The 16,707-nt window shown below is 67.3% G+C and carries 12 protein-coding genes and 1 pseudogene; 6 read left to right on the forward strand and 7 right to left on the reverse strand.

Annotated elements, in window-relative coordinates:
- The first annotated feature begins 416 nt into the window (after positions 1-416).
- The 3 genes from RTW82_RS18315 to RTW82_RS18325 are packed head-to-tail and all read left to right on the forward strand — an operon-like array spanning position 417 to position 3,372.
- Positions 417-1,046: a glutathione S-transferase gene (locus RTW82_RS18315; protein ID WP_316925954.1), complete on the forward strand. Its 630-nt coding sequence runs from the start codon at positions 417-419 to the stop codon at positions 1,044-1,046.
- Positions 1,047-1,101: 55 nt separating this feature from the next.
- On the forward strand, positions 1,102-3,162 hold the full coding sequence (locus tag RTW82_RS18320; protein WP_316925955.1) for a pyridoxamine 5'-phosphate oxidase family protein: 2,061 nt from the start codon (positions 1,102-1,104) through the stop codon (positions 3,160-3,162).
- A 12-nt stretch (positions 3,163-3,174) separates the two neighbouring features.
- Entirely contained in the window at positions 3,175-3,372 is a 198-nt protein-coding gene (locus RTW82_RS18325; protein WP_316925956.1) for a hypothetical protein, read from the forward strand.
- Between the two features lie 165 nt (positions 3,373-3,537).
- Here the strand turns inward: RTW82_RS18325 and RTW82_RS18330 are convergent, their stop codons facing one another.
- The 6 genes and pseudogenes from RTW82_RS18330 to RTW82_RS18350 form a co-directional block, all read right to left on the reverse strand.
- Positions 3,538-4,266 carry a GntR family transcriptional regulator gene (locus RTW82_RS18330; protein WP_316925957.1) on the reverse strand — a complete coding sequence of 243 codons (729 nt, stop codon included), beginning with the start codon at positions 4,264-4,266 and terminating at the stop codon, positions 3,538-3,540.
- A gap of 9 nt (positions 4,267-4,275) precedes the next feature.
- Positions 4,276-7,899 carry an urea carboxylase gene (gene uca, locus RTW82_RS18335; RefSeq protein WP_316925958.1) on the reverse strand — a complete coding sequence of 1,208 codons (3,624 nt, stop codon included), beginning with the start codon at positions 7,897-7,899 and terminating at the stop codon, positions 4,276-4,278.
- 18 nt (positions 7,900-7,917) lie between these two features.
- Entirely contained in the window at positions 7,918-9,732 is a 1,815-nt protein-coding gene (gene atzF / locus RTW82_RS18340; RefSeq protein WP_316925959.1) for an allophanate hydrolase, read from the reverse strand.
- A gap of 198 nt (positions 9,733-9,930) precedes the next feature.
- On the reverse strand, positions 9,931-10,794 hold the full coding sequence (locus tag RTW82_RS32220) for a methyl-accepting chemotaxis protein (protein WP_410478823.1): 864 nt from the start codon (positions 10,792-10,794) through the stop codon (positions 9,931-9,933).
- Positions 10,786-11,550 (reverse strand): annotated as a pseudogene (locus RTW82_RS32225) (MCP four helix bundle domain-containing protein); the annotation flags it as partial. The gene RTW82_RS32220 and the pseudogene RTW82_RS32225, both read right to left, overlap by 9 nt.
- Before the next feature lie 130 nt (positions 11,551-11,680).
- Positions 11,681-12,751 carry an MASE2 domain-containing protein gene (locus tag RTW82_RS18350; protein WP_316925960.1) on the reverse strand — a complete coding sequence of 357 codons (1,071 nt, stop codon included), beginning with the start codon at positions 12,749-12,751 and terminating at the stop codon, positions 11,681-11,683.
- A 248-nt stretch (positions 12,752-12,999) separates the two neighbouring features.
- Between RTW82_RS18350 and RTW82_RS18355 the strand changes: the two genes are divergently transcribed.
- The 3 genes from RTW82_RS18355 (at position 13,000) to RTW82_RS18365 (ending at position 14,947) form a co-directional block, all read left to right on the forward strand.
- The gene (locus RTW82_RS18355; protein WP_316925961.1) at positions 13,000-13,554 is read left to right on the forward strand and encodes a TetR/AcrR family transcriptional regulator; all 555 of its coding nucleotides are present in this window, start codon (positions 13,000-13,002) and stop codon (positions 13,552-13,554) included.
- 161 nt (positions 13,555-13,715) lie between these two features.
- On the forward strand, positions 13,716-14,201 hold the full coding sequence (locus RTW82_RS18360) for a DUF2165 family protein (protein WP_316925962.1): 486 nt from the start codon (positions 13,716-13,718) through the stop codon (positions 14,199-14,201).
- Positions 14,202-14,230: 29 nt separating this feature from the next.
- On the forward strand, positions 14,231-14,947 hold the full coding sequence (locus RTW82_RS18365) for an SDR family NAD(P)-dependent oxidoreductase (RefSeq protein ID WP_316925963.1): 717 nt from the start codon (positions 14,231-14,233) through the stop codon (positions 14,945-14,947).
- A gap of 48 nt (positions 14,948-14,995) precedes the next feature.
- Here RTW82_RS18365 and RTW82_RS18370 read toward each other — a convergent pair whose 3' ends face one another.
- Positions 14,996-15,946, reverse strand: coding sequence for an acetoacetate decarboxylase (ADC) (locus RTW82_RS18370; RefSeq protein ID WP_316925964.1), 951 nt, complete (start codon positions 15,944-15,946; stop codon positions 14,996-14,998).
- Positions 15,947-16,707: the final 761 nt, after the last annotated feature.

A 16,707-nucleotide genomic window follows, 5' to 3' on the forward strand; every position in this document is an offset into this window, starting at 1 on the left:
CGCAGCGAGGCCCAACACAGCGATGCATAGCCCCGCAGGTACCCCTCTGTGGGAGCGGCTTTAGCCGCGAAAGGCCCCCAGCCGGCACGGGGCTGCGCATGGGCGGGTATTCCATCGCGAATGAATTCGCTCCCACGATGGCGGCGCTGCGCGCCGCTGGGCGAATGAATTCGCCCCTACAGAAGGCCGTTGCACGGACAGGGCCGCTGCGTAGGGTGGAGGTCGCTTTTTACCTCCACCGGGCGGGGTCGCATGCGGCACGCCCGTCCATCCCTTTATTTCAGAAACTGAAAGAGTGGATTGCCTTTGATGGTGATTCTGCTCAGCGGTGCGTGGGCTCAACATGGCTCCATCGTCGTGAACGCCCAGCCGGGCGGTTCACGGTGAACCACCCGAACCCATAAGGAGCCACCGCCATGTCCCGTCCCGCCATCAAGCTGTACCGCCACCCGCTGTCCGGCCACGCCCATCGTGTGGAGCTGATGCTCTCGCTGCTGCAGCTGCCCACCGAGCTGGTCTTCGTCGACCTGGCCAACGGCGCCCACAAGCAGGCCGACTTCCTGGCCATCAACCCCTTCGGCCAGGTGCCGGTGATCGATGACGCCGGCACTGTGGTCAACGACTCCAACGCCATCCTCGTCTACCTGGCCAAGCGCTACGGCGAAGGCCGCTGGCTGGCCGAAGACGCCGTCGGCGCCGCCCAGGTCCAGCGCTGGTTGTCGGTGGCCGCCGGCCAGGTGGCCTATGGCCCGGCCGCAGCGCGCCTGATCACCGTGTTCGGTGCGGCGTTCAACGCCGATGAAGTGATCAACCGTGCCCACGTGCTGCTCACGGTGATGGAAGGCGAGCTGGGCTCGACGGCGTTCCTGACCGGCACCGAGCCCTCCATCGCCGACGTGGCCAACTACAGTTACATCGCCCATGCGCCGGAGGGCAACGTGTCGCTGGAGGCCTACCCGAATGTGCGTGCCTGGTTGGCCCGCATCGAAGCGCTGCCGGGCTTCGTGCCCATGCAACGCACCGCCGCCGGCCTGCAGGCCGCCTGAGCCGACCCGAGGCTGCCGGCCCGCCCGGCAGCCCTTTTCACAAGGAGGGCAAACCATGGAACCGATTCCCAGCCAGCGCCCCTCGCCCTGGCATGCCGGTGAAAAGCAGCTGCAGGAAACGGTCGGCGTGGCCGAGCGGATGGAAGCCCACGGGCAGAAGGTCATCCGCGACTACATGCCCGACCAGCACCGCGCCTTTTTCCATCAATTGCCCTTCCTGATCGCCGGTGCGGTGGATGGCGAAGGCCGCCCCTGGGCAACCCTGGTCGAAGGCCCGGAAGGCTTCGTCACCTCGCCCGACCCCAAACACCTGGTGTTCGACCTGGCCGCGCGCCCGCTGGACCCACTGGACCCGGCCACCCCCGGCCTCGGTGCCGGCGCCGCCCTCGGCCTGCTCGGCATCGAACTGCACACGCGGCGGCGCAACCGCCTCAATGGTTCGATCGGCCAGGCTTCGGCGCAGCAACTGGAGGTGCAGGTCGAGCATTCCTTCGGCAACTGCCCGCAGTACATCCAGCTGCGTGAATGGAGCAGTTCCCCCGAGCCCCGTGGCACGGTCCGCCAGGACGCCAGCGAGCTGGACGAGCGCGCCCGGGCGATGATCCTCGCTGCCGACACCTTCTTCGTTGCCAGCTACGTCGACCACGAGGACGGTGGCCGCGCCGTGGACGTTTCCCACCGTGGCGGGCGCCCCGGTTTCGTACGGGTGGAAGGCAACCGCCTGACCATCCCGGACTACGCCGGCAACCTGCATTTCAATACCTTGGGCAACCTGATCAGCAACCCGCGCGCCGGCCTGCTGTTCGTCGATTTCGAGCAGGGCAATGTGCTGCAGGTGCAGGGCCGTGCCGAGGTGATTCTCGACAGCCCGCTGATCGCCGCGTTCGAAGGGGCCGAACGCATCTGGACCCTGGATATCGAGCAGGTGGTGTTCCGCCCCGGCGCGATGTCGCTGCGTTGGGCCTTCGACGAATACGCCCCCACCAGCCTGATGACCGGCACCTGGGCCGAAGCGGAAGAGCGCCTGCGTGAGGGCGAACGGCGGCGCCAATGGCAGCAGTGGCGGGTGCTCAGCCAGCAGCAGGAGAGCGCCGATATCCGCTCCCTGGTCCTGGCCCCGGAAGACGAGGGCGAGGTGAACTTCACCCCCGGCCAGCACATTCCCCTGCGCCTGCTCACCGCTGACGGTGAAGCCCTGGTGCGCACCTACAGCGTCTCCAGCGCGCCGAGCGACGGTTACCTGCGCATCAGCGTCAAGGCGCAGGGCAAGGGCTCGCGGCACCTGCACGAACAGGTGCAGGTCGGTGATGTGCTGGAGGCGCGCCCGCCCCTGGGCAGCTTCACCCTGAAGACCGACAGCCAGCGCCCGGTGGTGCTGATCGGTGCGGGGGTGGGCATCACCCCGATGGTTTCCATGGCCCGTGAGCTGGTGGCGCTCAACGAGCGGCAGGCGCAGGGTCGGCGTATCCACCTGTTCCAGGGCGCCCGGACGCTGCACGACCTGCCGTTCCAGGCCGAGCTGCAGGCCCTGGTGCAGCGCGGCAATGGCTTGCTGAAGCTGACCCGCGCCCTGAGTGCCCCCGAGGCCGAAGCACAGTCGGGGCGCGATTTCGAGCTGAGCGGCCGGCTGGGCCTGGCGCAGATCCAGGCCGCCCTGTCCTTCGATGACTACGACTTCTACCTGTGTGGCCCGGGTGGGTTCATCCAGGCCCTCTACGACGGTTTGCGCGGGCTGAATGTCGCCGACGGCCGCATCCATGCCGAAGCCTTCGGCCCCTCGGCCCTGCAGCGGCACAGCGAGGCCCAGGCCGCGGTGCCGTCCCAGCCGCCGGCAGCGACCACGGCGGTGCCGGTGTACTTCACCGCCTCGGCCAAGGAAGCGCGCTGGACGCCCGAGAGCGGCAGCCTGCTGGAACTGGCCGAGAGCCGTGGGCTGACCCCCGAGTTCAGTTGCCGGGGCGGTTCCTGCGGCACCTGCAAGACGCGTCGGGTCAGTGGCCAGGTGCATTACCCCAACCCGCCGGCGGAGTTGCCGGAGGCGGACATGGTGCTGATCTGCTGCGCCGTACCGGCCGAGGGCGAGGATGGCCCGCAGCCCCTTGTGCTCGATCTCTGACGAGGTGATGACATGTTCGACAAACCGCAAGCCAATGCCCGCCCCGTCGCGCTCCTGCAATGGAACGACGCCCCGGATCAACCCGCCCGCGACGCCTCAGGTGTGCAGCGCTGGGCGGAGTCGGAAGCCGGTTACCTGCTGCCGCAGCTGCTGTTCCACATGGAGTGCGTGGCGCCGGCCCAGCCGTTGAACCACACGCCGTTCATCTGAGCATGGTCATGAGTCATCTGAGAACTCGGCAGGATGAGCGCGTGCCGTAGGGTGTGCCGTGCGCACCTCCGCTCGGTGCCTCCGGCGAATTCCAGGTGCGCACAGCACACCCTACGTCCGGAGTGAGCGGCGGCTGCACGTTCCAGGCACCTTGATGTGTGCGCATCAATCCGCTCCGTCCCTGTCGCCAGTCCGCTGCCGGGCGCAGTGCAGCCTGTGCAGGGTGATCGTGCGCACCTCCGCCTTGCTCATTTCTATGTGCTCGCGCAGCAGCTGGCAGGCCGGCTCGGCGTGCCGTTGCAGGATGGCCTCGAGGATGCGCCCGTGCTCGTCGTAGGTGGCGGCGATGCGTGGCTGCTGGGTGAAGTCCAGGCGCCGGATGATGCGGATCTTCTCGCTGATCTCGCGGTGCGTGCGGGCCATTTCGCGGTTGCCGGCGGCTGCCACCAGGGCGCAGTGGAAGGCTTCGTCCAGCTCCGATACCGCGCGCCCATCCGTTAGCCGCTGGTGCGCGTCCACCTGCCAGGTGCGGGTCAGTTCGCCCAGGCGCTGCGGCAGCTCGGCGCCCATCTCGCACAGGCGCCGGACCGCCGCCAGCTCCAGCACGATGCGCAGGTCGTAGAGCTCCTCGAAGCGCTCGAAGTCGAAGGGCCGGACCTGCCAGCCGCTGCGGAAGTGCACCTCCAGATAGCCCTCGCGTTCCAGCCGGTGCAGGGCCTGCCGCACCGGGGTGCGGCTGACCGCCGTGCGCGCGGCGATGTCGCCTTCGCTGAAGCGATCACCGGGCAGCAGGCGGAACTCGAAGATGTCGTCCTTCAACACCTGGTAGATGCGCTCGACCAGGTTGTCGGGCCGCTCCCTGGCGGCCCGGGTGGCGGTGGTGGCGAGTTGCATGGCGCCTCCTCAGGCCACGGGGTCGAGCAGCATCAGGGTGTCCCCCGGCAACACGGCCTTGCCTGGCTGGCAACGCACGGCGCGTACGGTCCCGCTGACGGGCGCGGTAACGGCCAGCTCCATTTTCATCGCCTCGACAACGATCAGCGGCGTGCCTGCCTCCACCGCCTGGCCCGGCTGCACCAGGACCTTCCAGACGCTGCCGCACATATCGGCGCTGACCACGTGAGCGCTGTCGCCTTCGTCGGCTTCCTGCAGGTGCTGCACTGGTGCCAGCACCTGCTCGTCGTCTTCTTGCCAGCGCGCCACCTCCGCATCGAACGCAGCCTTCTGGTGCGCCTGGAAGGCGGCGATGTCGGCTGCATTGTCCTGCAGGAAGTGCTGGTACTCGGAGAAGTCGAAGACGCCCTGCTCGATGCGTATCTCGGCGCGCCCTTCGCGGAAGGCTTCGCGGAAGTGCTCCAGCTCCGCTTCGCTGACCGGGTAGAACCTGACCTGGTCGAAGAAGTGCAGCAGCCAGGGCTGGCCGTCCTTGAACTGGGCGTTCTTCGAGAAGCGGTTCCAGATCGGCAAGGTCCGCCCCACCAGTTGGTAGCCGCCGGGGGAGTCCATGCCGTAGATGCACATGTACATGCCGCCGATGCCCACGGTGCCTTCGGCCGTGAACGTCCGCGCCGGGTTGTACTTCGAGCTGAGCAGCCGGTGGCGCGGGTCCAGTGGAACGGCACAGGGTGCGTCGAGGTAGACATCCCCCAGCCCCAGGATCAGGTAGCTGGCATCGAAGAGGATGTCGCGCACCGCCTCGCGGGTGGCCAGGCCGTTGGCGCGCTGGATGAAGTCGACGTTGTTCGGCAGCCAGGGCGCTTCGCTGCGAACCGTCTCGCTGTAACGCTGGACCGCTCCCAGGGTGGCGCTGTCTTCGAACGCCATGGGCAGGTGAATGATCCGGGTCGGAATCCTAACCCGATCCACATCCGGCAGGGTGGCTTCCAGCTTCAGCAGGTGCTCGAGCAAGGCCGCCTGGTGCAGAACCCGGCTGTTGTAGCGCAGTTGCAGCGAACGCACGCCCGGGGCCAGCTCTTCCAGGCCGGGCAGGGCGGCGGCCTTGAGTGCTTCCATCAGCAGGTGGACGCGCAGCCGCAGGGCGAGGTCGAGCACGTTGTCGCCGTACTCCAGCAACAGGTAGGCATCACCGGCTTGGCGATAGGTGACGTGGGGCCGGTTGGCACTCGCGGGCAGCTCCGCCAGGACCGCAGCGGAGACCGTGTCGGCCGGAAGCAGGCTGGGCGCGGGCAGGGTGACGGCTGAAATGGCGGCCAGCGACGCGATGCTGCCGAGTTGGGCCTGCTCCAGGCTTTGCGCCTGCTGGAAGCTGATGGGGTGGAAGCGCAGCCTGTCTCCTGGCTTGACCTGGCCGACCTTCCACAGCTCGGCCTTGGCGATGGTGACCGGACAGACGAAGCCGCCCAGGCTCGGGCCATCCTTGGCCAGGATCACCGGGAAATCGCCGGTGAAGTTGATGGCGCCGATGGCGTATTCGCAGTCATGGACGTTGGAGGGGTGCAGGCCCGCCTCGCCACCATCCGCGCGTGCCCAGCTCGGTTTGGGGCCGGACAGGCGAACGCCGAGCCGGTTGGAGTTGTAGTGCACCTCCCATTCGGCGGCGAAGAATTCGTCGATGGCCTCCTGGGTGAAAAAGTCCGGTGCGCCATGGGGGCCGTACAGCACGCCGATGTTCCAGGTCTGGCCGTAGTGCGGGATCAGGCTGTCGTCCAGCGCCTGGGGGCTGCTCACCGGTGCCGGTGTGGTGCAGGCGGCCAATGCCGGCTGGGAAATGGCGAGCATGTCGGCGGGGCGCAGGGTGCGCCCCGCGTGGCCGCCGAACTGTCCGAGGGCGAAGGTGGAACGGCTGCCCAGGTAGACCGGTACATCCAGGCCATTGCGTACTGCCAGGTAGCTGCGGCAACCGGACCGTGCCCGGCCGAGCTTCAGCACCTGGCCGGCCTTGACGCTGATCGGCGCCCAGTACGGCATGGTTTCGCCATCCAGTTCCGCAGGGCAGTCGGCCCCGGTGAGGGCGATCAGGCAGTCGCTGTGGAAGCGCAGGGTCGGCCCCAGCAGGGTGAACTCCAGCCCGGCGGCGCTCTCGTGGTTGCCGACGATGCGGTTGGCGAGGCGGAAGGCGAAATCATCCATGGGGCCGGATGGCGGCACGCCGATATCCCAGTAGCCGAGCCGGCCCGGGTAGTCCTGCACGCTTGAGTAGGTTCCCGGCTCCAGTACCTCGATGACCTGAGGCCGGTAGTCGAAGGTGTCGAGCAGCCGCGTCCATACCGTGCCGTCGTGGAAACGCGGCTCCGCCACCACCTGGCGCAGGTAGTCTAGGTTGGTGGCGATGCCGTGCAGGCGAGTGGCCGCCAGGGCTTGCTGCATGCTGGCGATGGCCTGCTGGCGATCCTCGGCATGGACGATCAGCTTGGCGATCATCGGGTCGTAGAAGGGCGATACCTCGCTGCCGCTGGTGACCCAGCCATCGACCCGCACACCTTCGGGGAAGTGCACGTCGGTCAGCAGGCCCGGGCTGGGCTGGAAGTTCTTCAGCGGGTCTTCGGCGTAGATCCGTACTTCGATGGCCGCGCCGGTGGGCGCGCGCAGCAAGGCCGGCCAGTCGAGGCCGTCGCCAGCGGCGACCCTCAACATGCACTCGATCAGGTCGAGGCCGGTGACCATCTCGGTGACCGGGTGCTCCACCTGCAGGCGGGTGTTCACCTCCAGGAAATAGAAGTCGTCACGGGCGGCGTCGTAGATGAACTCGACGGTGCCGGCGCTGCGATAGTTGACCGACTCCCCGAGCTGGATGGCCGCCGCGTGCAGCCGGTCCCGGGTCGCTTGTGGCAGGTTCGGGGCGGGCGTTTCTTCCACCACCTTCTGGTTGCGCCGTTGCAGCGAGCAGTCACGTTCGCCGAGGGCGGCGACGCGCCCGTAGCCGTCACCGAAGATCTGCACTTCGACATGGCGGGCCTGGTCGACGAAGCGCTCGAGAAAGACGCCCGCATCACTGAAGAACTGCTCACCCATGCGCTTTACGCTTTCATAGGCATTGCGCAGGGCATCGGCGTCCGCGCAGCGGGTGAGGCCGATACCGCCACCGCCGGCGGTGGTCTTGAGCATCACCGGATAGCCGATCTGATCGGCGGCGGCGAGTGCATCCTCCAGGCTTTGCAGCAGGCCGGTGCCCGGTGCCATCGGCACCTGGGCGTCGGCGGCCAGCTCGCGTGCCCGGTGCTTGAGCCCGAACTCCCTGATCTGCTGGCCGGTGGGACCGACGAAGACGATGCCGGCCGCTTCGCAGGCGTCGGCGAACTCCGCGCTTTCGGAGAGAAAACCGTACCCGGGGTAGATCGCCTGGGCGCCGCTTTCCCGTGCTGCGGCGAGGATCTTCTCGATCCGCAGGTAGCTGTCGGCGGGCTTGTCGCCGCCGAGGGCGATGGCGATATCGGCATCGTGCACGTGCTGCGCGTTGCGGTCGGCGTCTGAGTAGACGGCCACACTTCTGACGCCGAGGCGCTTGAGGGTGCGGATGGCGCGTACGGCGATTTCGCCGCGGTTGGCGATCAGGACGGTATCGAACATGGCTCTCTCCTTAAGCGTTTAAGCGGGTTTGCGGCTGGCGATGAAGGCGCGCCAGCCACCGAAGGCGGTGATGTCTTCGGCGTTGTGCAGGGCCCAGGGCTCGCAGATGAAGCCCTTGACCCAGCGACCGTCCTCCAGCTGCAGGTTGCCGATGCCCAGGGGCGGCGGAATCTCCGCGACGAACTCGCCGAAGCGGGCGAGGGGGATGTCCCACAGCTCGACGATAATCGACGCGCCTTCGGCGGCCCTGGCCAGCCCCGGCTTGGGCGGCACCGAGCCGGGCAGCGCGTAGAGGCGGTAGGTGGGGGCGGTGAGGGTCTGCTCCACCAGCACCGCATTGCGGGTGACCAGTTGGAAGTTCAGCGGCATGCCGGTGAGGTGCGCGCCAACCACGGCGACCCGCACGCTGCCAGGGACCTGCACGGGCGTGGCGGCGGGCGGCAAGGGGCGACCGGTGGCGCCCAGGGGCAGGCCGAGGGCGGCTTGCCAGCGCTTGCCCAGGGAGGCCAGGGCGTGGTCGTGCCAGGCCGGGGCGAGCAGGGTGATGCCGGCGGGCAGGCCGTCGTCGCGCAGGCCGGCGGGCAGGGCCAGGGCGCTGAGGTCGGCGAGGTTGGTGAAGTTGGTGTAGGTGCCGAACTGCGAGTTGAACAGCACGGGCTCGGCGGCCATTTCCTCCAGGGTGCGCAGGGTGGGGGAGGTGGGCACCACCAGGGCGTCGAAGCCGGCCAGGGCGAGGTTGATGGTCCGGCTCAGCTCGGCCCGCAGGTACTCGGCGCGGTAGGCGTCGCAGGCGCTGTAACCGAAGCCCTTCTCGACGATGCCGCGCACCACGGGGTCAATCGCCTCGGCGGCGTTTTCCAGCATGCCGGCCATGGCCACGGTGCGCTCGGCCACCCAGGAACCCTGGTAGAGCTGTTCGGCCAGGCGGCGGAAGGGCGTGAAGTCGATGGGCACCAGCTCAGCGCCGAGCTCGCGCAGGCGCTCCAGGGCCTGCTGGAAGACCGCCTGGTTGCGGGCGTCGCCGTGGAATTCGAGGGCATCCGGGATTGCCAGGCGCGGCTTGGCGCCGATGGCCACCGGCGCTGTGCCGGGGTTGGTGCGGGAGTAAGCGTCGGCGGCGTCGTAGCCCCCGGCGATGTCGGCGACGTGCTCGGCGTCCTCCACCGTCAAGGCGAACACCGAGATGCAATCCAGGGTGCGGCAGGCGGGCACCAGGCCCTTGTTGGACAGCCAGCCCCGGCTGGGCTTGAGCCCGACGATGTTGTTGAAGCCCGCCGGCACGCGGCCGGAGCCGGCGGTGTCGGTGCCGAGTGAGAAGGGCACCAGGCCACGCGCGACCACCGAGGCGGAGCCGGAGCTGGAGCCGCCGCTGACGTAGGCAGCATCGAAGCTGTTGGGCACCGCGCCGAAGGGCGAGCGGGTGCCCACCAGGCCGGTGGCGAACTGGTCGAGGTTGGTCTTGCCGATCAGTACCGCCCCGGCGGCCTGCAGGCGCGCGACCACGGTGGCGTCCTCACCGGCTGGGTAGGCGAATGCCGGGCAGGCGGCGCTGGTGGGCCAGCCGGCGGCGTCGATGTTGTCCTTGATGGCGAAGGGCACGCCATAGAGCGGCAGCCGGGAGAGGTCACCGTCGACGGCGGCCAGCTGCTCGGCGAGGGCGGCGAGGCGTTCGCTCAACTGCACAGGGGAGGCGAGGACGATCCAGGCCGGGTCTTCGTCCTGCAATTGCTGCAGCAGCTCGAAGAGGATGGCGGGGCTGAGGGTGGCGTCGCGGTAGGCGGCCTGCCATTGGCCGAGGGTCCAGCCGAGGCTGTGCGGAGTCGCGGATTGCATGAGGTGCTCCATCTTGTATCCAAGTTGGAGTGCAGGGTTGCAACCGCCGGGCCAAGGTCCTGTAACCCTTGTAGGGCCTGGCGCGGGTGGATTCGGGTAAGCGCTGGATGCAGCCTGGATGCTGACGATTGGTGCAAGCGTGCATGGATGTGGTGCGCAGAGCGCGCCTGCCGCGATGGCGGCAGGCGCGGGCCGGCATCAGACGCGGAAGCGGGTGACCATGCCGCTGAGCTCGATGGCCAGGCGCGACAGTTCCTGGCTGGAGGCGCTGGTCTGGTTGGCGCCGGCGGCGGTCTGCAGGGACAGGTCGCGGATGTTGGTGAGGTTGCGGTCCACCTCGCGGGCCACCTGGGCCTGCTGTTCCGAGGCGCTGGCGATGATCAGGTTGCGCTCGTTGATGTGGGTGATCGAGGCGGTGATGCGCTCCAGTGCCATGCCGGCGTTGGCGGCCGACTTGAGCGTCTGCTCGGCCTGCCCGGCACCGGCGAGGAGGGCGTCCACGGTGCCCTGGGTGCCGGTCTGGATGTTGTCGATCATCTCTTCGATTTCCTCGGTGGAGCTTTGCGTGCGCTGCGCCAGGGAGCGCACCTCGTCGGCGACCACGGCGAAGCCACGGCCGGCCTCACCGGCACGCGCGGCCTCGATGGCGGCATTGAGCGCCAGGAGGTTGGTTTGCGCGGCGATGCCACGGATCACGTCGAGCACCGTGCTGATGTCGCGGGTCTGGCTGGCCAGTTCCGAGGCGCGGACGGAGGCCTGGGTGACCTGGCCTGCCAGGGTGCGGATCGAGGTGATGGCGTCGTTGACCTGGATGAAGCCCTGGCGGCCGGCTTTGTCGCTTTCCTTCGAGGCGGCGGCCGTGCTCACGGCGTTGCGCGCCACTTCTTCCACGGCGGCGGTCATCTGGTTGACGGCAGTGGCGGCCTGCTCGATCTCGGCGTTCTGCTGGTGCAGGCCACGGTTGGCGTCTTCGGTCACTGCGTGCAGTTCTTCGGAGGCGGAGGCCAACTGGTCGGACGAGCTGCCGATCTGCTGGATGGTGGCCCGCAGGTTGCCCTGCATGGTGCGCAGGGCGGCCAGCAGCATGGCCGGCTCGTCCTTGCCGATGACCGTGATGTCGCGGGTCAGGTCGCCGCTGGCCACGCGTTCGGCGATGACCACCGCCTCGCCCAGCGGAGTGACGATGCTGCGGGTCAGCACCAGGGCGACGGTGACGGTGACGCCGAGGATCACTACCAGGGCGACCAGGGCGAAGAAGAAGGCGTCGTCCGATGCCTCGTCGCTGCGCTTGGCCGCTTCGGATGCCCCGGTGGAGTTGAAGCGGATCAGCTCGCCCAGCGCACTCATAATCGCGTTGGCGTAATCCACCAGGGGGCCATTGACCAGGCGGTCGGCCTCGTCGAGGTGGTCGTCATCGATGGCGTCGAGTATCTGCTCCTGCAGCCCTCGGTAGGTTTCGTAGGTGTGGATGAAGCGCTTGAAGAGTTCGCGATCCTGCGCCTGGGCGATGGTGCTTTCATAGGCGGCGAACTGCCCAGGCAGTGCGGCCTGGATGCCTCGGATGGTGGACACGGCGCGGAGCTGCTCGGCCCGCTCGTCGACGATGATGCCGCGCAGCGTCAGTGCTCGCCCATTACCGATGGCGGTGCCTATTTCGCTCAGTGCGATGATCCCGGGCAACCAGGTGCCACGGACCTCGATCGACGCGTTGTCCATCCTGTTGGTTTGGTACAGGTTGCTGCCGCCCATGGCCAGGACCAGCAGGGCCAGCAGTGAAAAGATAAGTCCCGCGCGTTTTCCGATGGCAAGGTTTCTCAACTGAATACTCCTTCAAACGACAGTTGGTGGTGGCTGAAAAGGCTGAAAGCCGGGTGCAGGCGAGCGCCAGCGGGTGGCCGGAATCGGTGATCAGCGATCAGGTGTCGCTGCGTGTGGCAGTGGGGCGCAGCTAGGGAACGGGCAGGGGGCCGGCGGCCGGGGTGGCTCGCGGGGCTTCTTCCAAGGGGCGCAGTGCCTGGGGCCGGGGCTGGCCCGAGCGCTGTTCCGCCAGGCGCAGCCATTCGTTCTCGCTGGCCAGGCTGTTGCTGAACTCGGCGAGGCCAACACGGATGCGCGCCTCCGGCAGCCCGGTGCCGCCGGCGAAACAGTGGGCGAAACCGTCTTCGATGCGGTCGGTGAGGGATTGCGCGCCGAGCCGCCTGGCCTGCAACAGAAGCACCAGGAATTCCCCCCGGCGCTTCATGCACAAGAGGTCGGTGCTGCGTATCCCGGCCTTGATCAGGTGCCCGAGCCGAACGCTCAGTGCGTCCGCCACCAGCGCACCGTGGCGCTCGCGCAGCAAGGGGAATTCATCGATGCGGATATGCGCCACGGTGGCCTGGCCGGAACCGCAGCGGCAGCGCAGGAAGACCCGCGCCAACTGGTACATCCAGCGGTTGTGGGAGGTGAGCATGCGCTCGTCGAAGCCGCTGACGATGGACAGCGCCTTCTGCTGCCTGACCAGCCGCTGCGTCAGGCTGTAGCTCGTCCAGCCGACCACGAAGGGGTAGATCACCAGCATCGGCAGGCAGGCCCAGACCACGGCCGGCGGGGTTTCCAGCGCCACTTCGAAGCCGAGGGCGGCCCCGGCCAGGGCCATCCCCAGCAGGTTGGCGGCCAGGCCGTAGAGCATGAAACGGATGCCCTTGGCGCTGACGCTGTTCATGGCGACCATCGACAGGAGCAGCAAGGATGGCAGCACGCTGAACTGCATCGCAGCGACCCAGCCGCCGGCGAAGACGCAATCGAGCAGAAGATTGCGCAGCTCGGTGCGGTAGGGCACGCGGGCTCGCACTGCCAGCTGGTACGCCAGGCAGGGCCAGATGAAGGCATTGAGCAGCATCAGCACCCAGAGCGGCGAGGGACCGGGGTAGGTGGTGGTGGCGACGAAAATAAAGCTGAGCGCGCAGCCCAGGGCTCGTGGTTTGTAGACGCGGTTGGCAAAGCCGATACCCGCGCCCCTAGTACGATCAAAAGCCATGAGCCCTCGCGGATTGGCGGTAAAATTACCGCTGTATGCCTTGAATAAACCGGGGTGCGCGGGTGTGGGGTTCCCGAGGGAATTCGCCAGCGATTCCGGTCGATGGGCAGAGGTGCATTCGAGCGCGCGCCGTAGCCTGGTCCTGTAACGGGCGAGGCACGTGCCATAAGCGGGATGGACCTCACTGTGAGCCCCGGTGAGGGGGTGGAAAATAAAAATACGATCGTATTCTAATTCGAGAAAGCCTGATGAGTAAACGCCCTGTGATCGACAGGAACCTGGTGCTGGATGCCGCCATATCGGTGGTGATGGACCAAGGCATTTCTGCATTGAGCATTGGTGAGGTGGCCAAGGCCGCCGGCATAAGCAAGGGCGGCGTGCAGTCCTGCTTCGGTACCAAGGACGGCCTGGTCGAGGCCATGGTCAACCGCTGGAAGGCCGACTACGAGGCGTCGGTGATGGCCCGGCTGGAACCGGATGCGGGGGTGCTGGAGTTGTTGACCGCGCAGATCCACATCATCGCCATCCCGGACGAAGAGCTGAGCAAGCGGGCGGCGGCGATCCTTACGGCGATGTTCAGCCAGGACAGCCTGCGCGCCCAGGCCAACGACTGGTACCGCTCCCTGCTGCTGGGCGGAGCGTTCGAAAGCGAGCGCGGCAAGCGCGTGCGGCTGGCCTTTCTCGCGGCCACCGGGGCCTTCTTCCTGCGCTCCTTCGGCATCATGGAAATCTCGGAAGCGGAGTGGAAAACCTTCAACGAGGACATCGCCCGGTTGCTGCCCGCCGACGCCTCCGCGCCCTAGGTGACCGCCCCCTTGCCCCTTCCCAGGGGCTGGCCATCGCGCTTGTGCTGCGCTTGTTGACCTCAAGCTAGGTTGAGGTTTTAGAGTGCCGCTCGGCTCGCCTGTCGCTGCCCGCCCGGGTTCGCTTCAGGCGCTTCCGAACCCACGCACAAGGACCAGGAATGGATACCCAGACCTCACTGATGATTTTCCAGGGCACCTGCTTTCTCGGCTTCAGCCTGTGGCTGAGCGTTGCGCTGATCAACAACCTGCACGCCTTCGCCAGTTCGGTCGGGGCCATCGGCGCGACCATGTCCATGGCGCCCCTGCGACAGCCGCCGGTGATCGACATCCCGCTGCTGCGGCGTGGCTTGGATTCCCCCTTCATGCATCGCCTGGCGCTGCTGGTCATCGTGGTGTTGCAGGCGGCTGCCGTGCTCGCGGCCTGGGCCGGTTGCTACCACCTGCTGCTCGGCACCGGGCTGGAGGCCGCCCGGCCCTGGCTGAACCTGGCCCTGAGCGCTGCACTGGGCTTTCTGTTCGCCATGCTGCTGGGCGGGCTCTGGTTCGGTTACTGGATACGCCAGGAAGGGCTGCAGCTGACCCACCTGGTGCTGGTCATCTGGGTGTTGCTGGATTTCGTCGTGCTCAACCTGCGTTGGGCCTAGCGGGCAAGGAACGGACAAGGAGCAATGGCATGAAGATGATGATCGTAGGGGCGAGCAGGGGGCTGGGCCGGGCGCTGGTGGAAGGGCTCGGCAAGCCGGGTGACGAGGTGATAGGTGTCTCGCGCAGGCGGCCGGAGCACCTGCCTCTGGCTCCGGGTGTCGAGCTCGGCTGGATCGAGGCGGACCTGGCCAACCCCTCGGTGGCCGTGGCGCAGATCGAGGCCGGGGCGCCCGCCGCGCTCGATGTGCTGGTGTGCAATGTCGGCATCTGGGAAGAGCACGCCTTCAGCGAGCACTACGACTTCCTCGGCGACAGCGATGAGTCCATCAGCCGGCTGGTGGAGGTGAACATCACCGCCACGCTGTTGCTGCTCAAGCGGCTGGTGCCCCGGTTGCTGGCGTCCGCCAGGCCGCAGCTGATCCTGATTGGCTCCACCTCGGCCCTGCGCCAGAGCGGGCGCCCGGAAGTGGCGTTCGGCGCCTCCAAGTTCGCCCTCAATGGCATGGCCGATGCGCTGCGCGAAGGCTTCCGTGATCAGCGCCTGGCGGTGACCGTGCTGCACCCGGGCTACCTGAATACCGACGATCCGCTGTCCACGCCGCTGGCGGCAGCCGCCGCGCGCGGGGAGGGGCAGTTGGTGCCGGTGCATGACGTGGTGACGATGGTGGATGCGCTGCTGCGGCTCTCCGCCGCTTCGTTCGTGCGCGAGCTGACGTTGCCGGCGATCGGGGATGAGCGTTTCTGAGCGGCGGAGCCGGGGGCCTGGCCCTCGGCTCGCGGGCCGCGCTGCGGGTCAGTCGTTCAGCATCGACTGCAGCGGGGCGGGTGCATAGAGCGCGCTCTGGAAGCTCGGCACGTACTCGTATTTCATCATCGTGCCCAGGTCCAGGGCCTTGATGTAGGTCGACAGGCTGCCGTCGCCGAGCACCAGCTTCACTGTGCTCTCGTCGCTGCTGGAGGCGTGGCTCAACTGACGGGAAACCGCGTAGCCGTAGGTCAGTTCGCCGTCGTGCCCGGTGTTGGTGAAGCTGTTGGTGACCAGCTCGGCCTCGCTGGAGAGGTCGCCCAGCTTGTCCGTTTCCAGGGTGACGTCGACCTTGCCCGTCTGGCTGTCGATGATCTCGTAGACCACCGTCTTGTCGTGGTCCTTGTGGTGGATGCCGGTCAGCCACTTGGGCAGGTTGTAGCCCACCACGCCACGCACCCTGGCGAGCTCGGTGTCCACCGGTAGCTTGAGCACGTAGCCCCAGAGATCCTTCGACATCGATTGGCCGACCAGGGATAACGGGCCCAGGTTGGCGTTGCCGGGCTTGTTGGTGACGATGGACAGCGAGACCTCGTTGTAGCTGTCGTTGTCGCAGTACTCATAGGTGTAGGCGGTCAACGCCACCAGGCCGCGGCCGGGCCACACCTGCAGTGGCTGCACCTGCTCCAGCACCTTGGCGGGCATCAGCGACTTGAGCGTGGCCAGGTCGGCGGTGAACACCGCCGTCACCTTGCTGTTCTTGTAATAGAAGTTCGGCGAATAGGACTCGAAGCCGATGTCGACCTTGGTTTTCTGCAGGGTCTTGAACCAGCTCAGGTCCACATCCGGTGCCTCGGAGGCGATGACGGAAAGCGGTGGGTTGGAGTGGAAGCGGTCATACAGGCCGCCCGCCAGCAGCGGCACCGTGTGGCCGGCGATCACGGTGCTCGCGGTCCCGACCGGATGCGTGGCCGGCACCTCGGTTGCCCATGAGGTCATCGCGATGGTGCTGAGGAAAATACCTGCCGCTGCTGCAAGCCTGGTGGATCTCATGTCTGTCTGTTCTCCGCGTCGTGATGGGGTCCATGCCCCTGGAACCCCGGCATATCTGCCCCCGGAAATAAGCCCGGGAGATGGGGTGCGGAAACCCTAACGTTCAACTCAACTTTAAGGTCAAGCGTAGTTTTCAGGCCGTTTGGCGTTCCCGTCGCGGTATCGATTGGCTGAATCCCTGGTAATAACCGGGAGGCGTATCGGGTTGCCCAGGACGGGCCCGGCAGGACGTGTTCATGCCCAGTGCATCGCCGCGAGCGGACCTATCTGCGAAGCCTTGCCGCCGGCCAATCACGGACCAACACGCGGGGTGGGGCATCTACGACTAGCCGCCTGTAGGTCGGGTGCAACCCGACAGGTTCGGCGCTGGGGATTCGCGGGTTTCACCCGCCCTACGACGTGCCGCAACAGCCAGCACGGAGAGGGTCCATGTGTAGGGTGGACCACGCTTTATCGGTCCACCTTTCGGGCTCGCCGGGCGCTCCGCTGGTGGATGAGAAGAGCGTCATCCACCCGGTCAATTCCGTGCAGCTGCACAGCATGGGTTTCGCAGAGCTCTACCCATCCTACGGGCCTCCACGTTGCACCGGCCTTTGGGTTGGCCGGTTTCCGGCCGGCCCTTTTTTGCCATGCCCACCGCCCCCAAACCGCCGGAGCGCGCTTACCATGACCGGCGCAACGCCTACCCACCCTTCCAACCGAACGAG

The sequence above is a fragment of the Pseudomonas sp. zfem005 genome, assembly GCF_032621735.1.
GTDB lineage: Bacteria > Pseudomonadota > Gammaproteobacteria > Pseudomonadales > Pseudomonadaceae > Metapseudomonas > Metapseudomonas solani.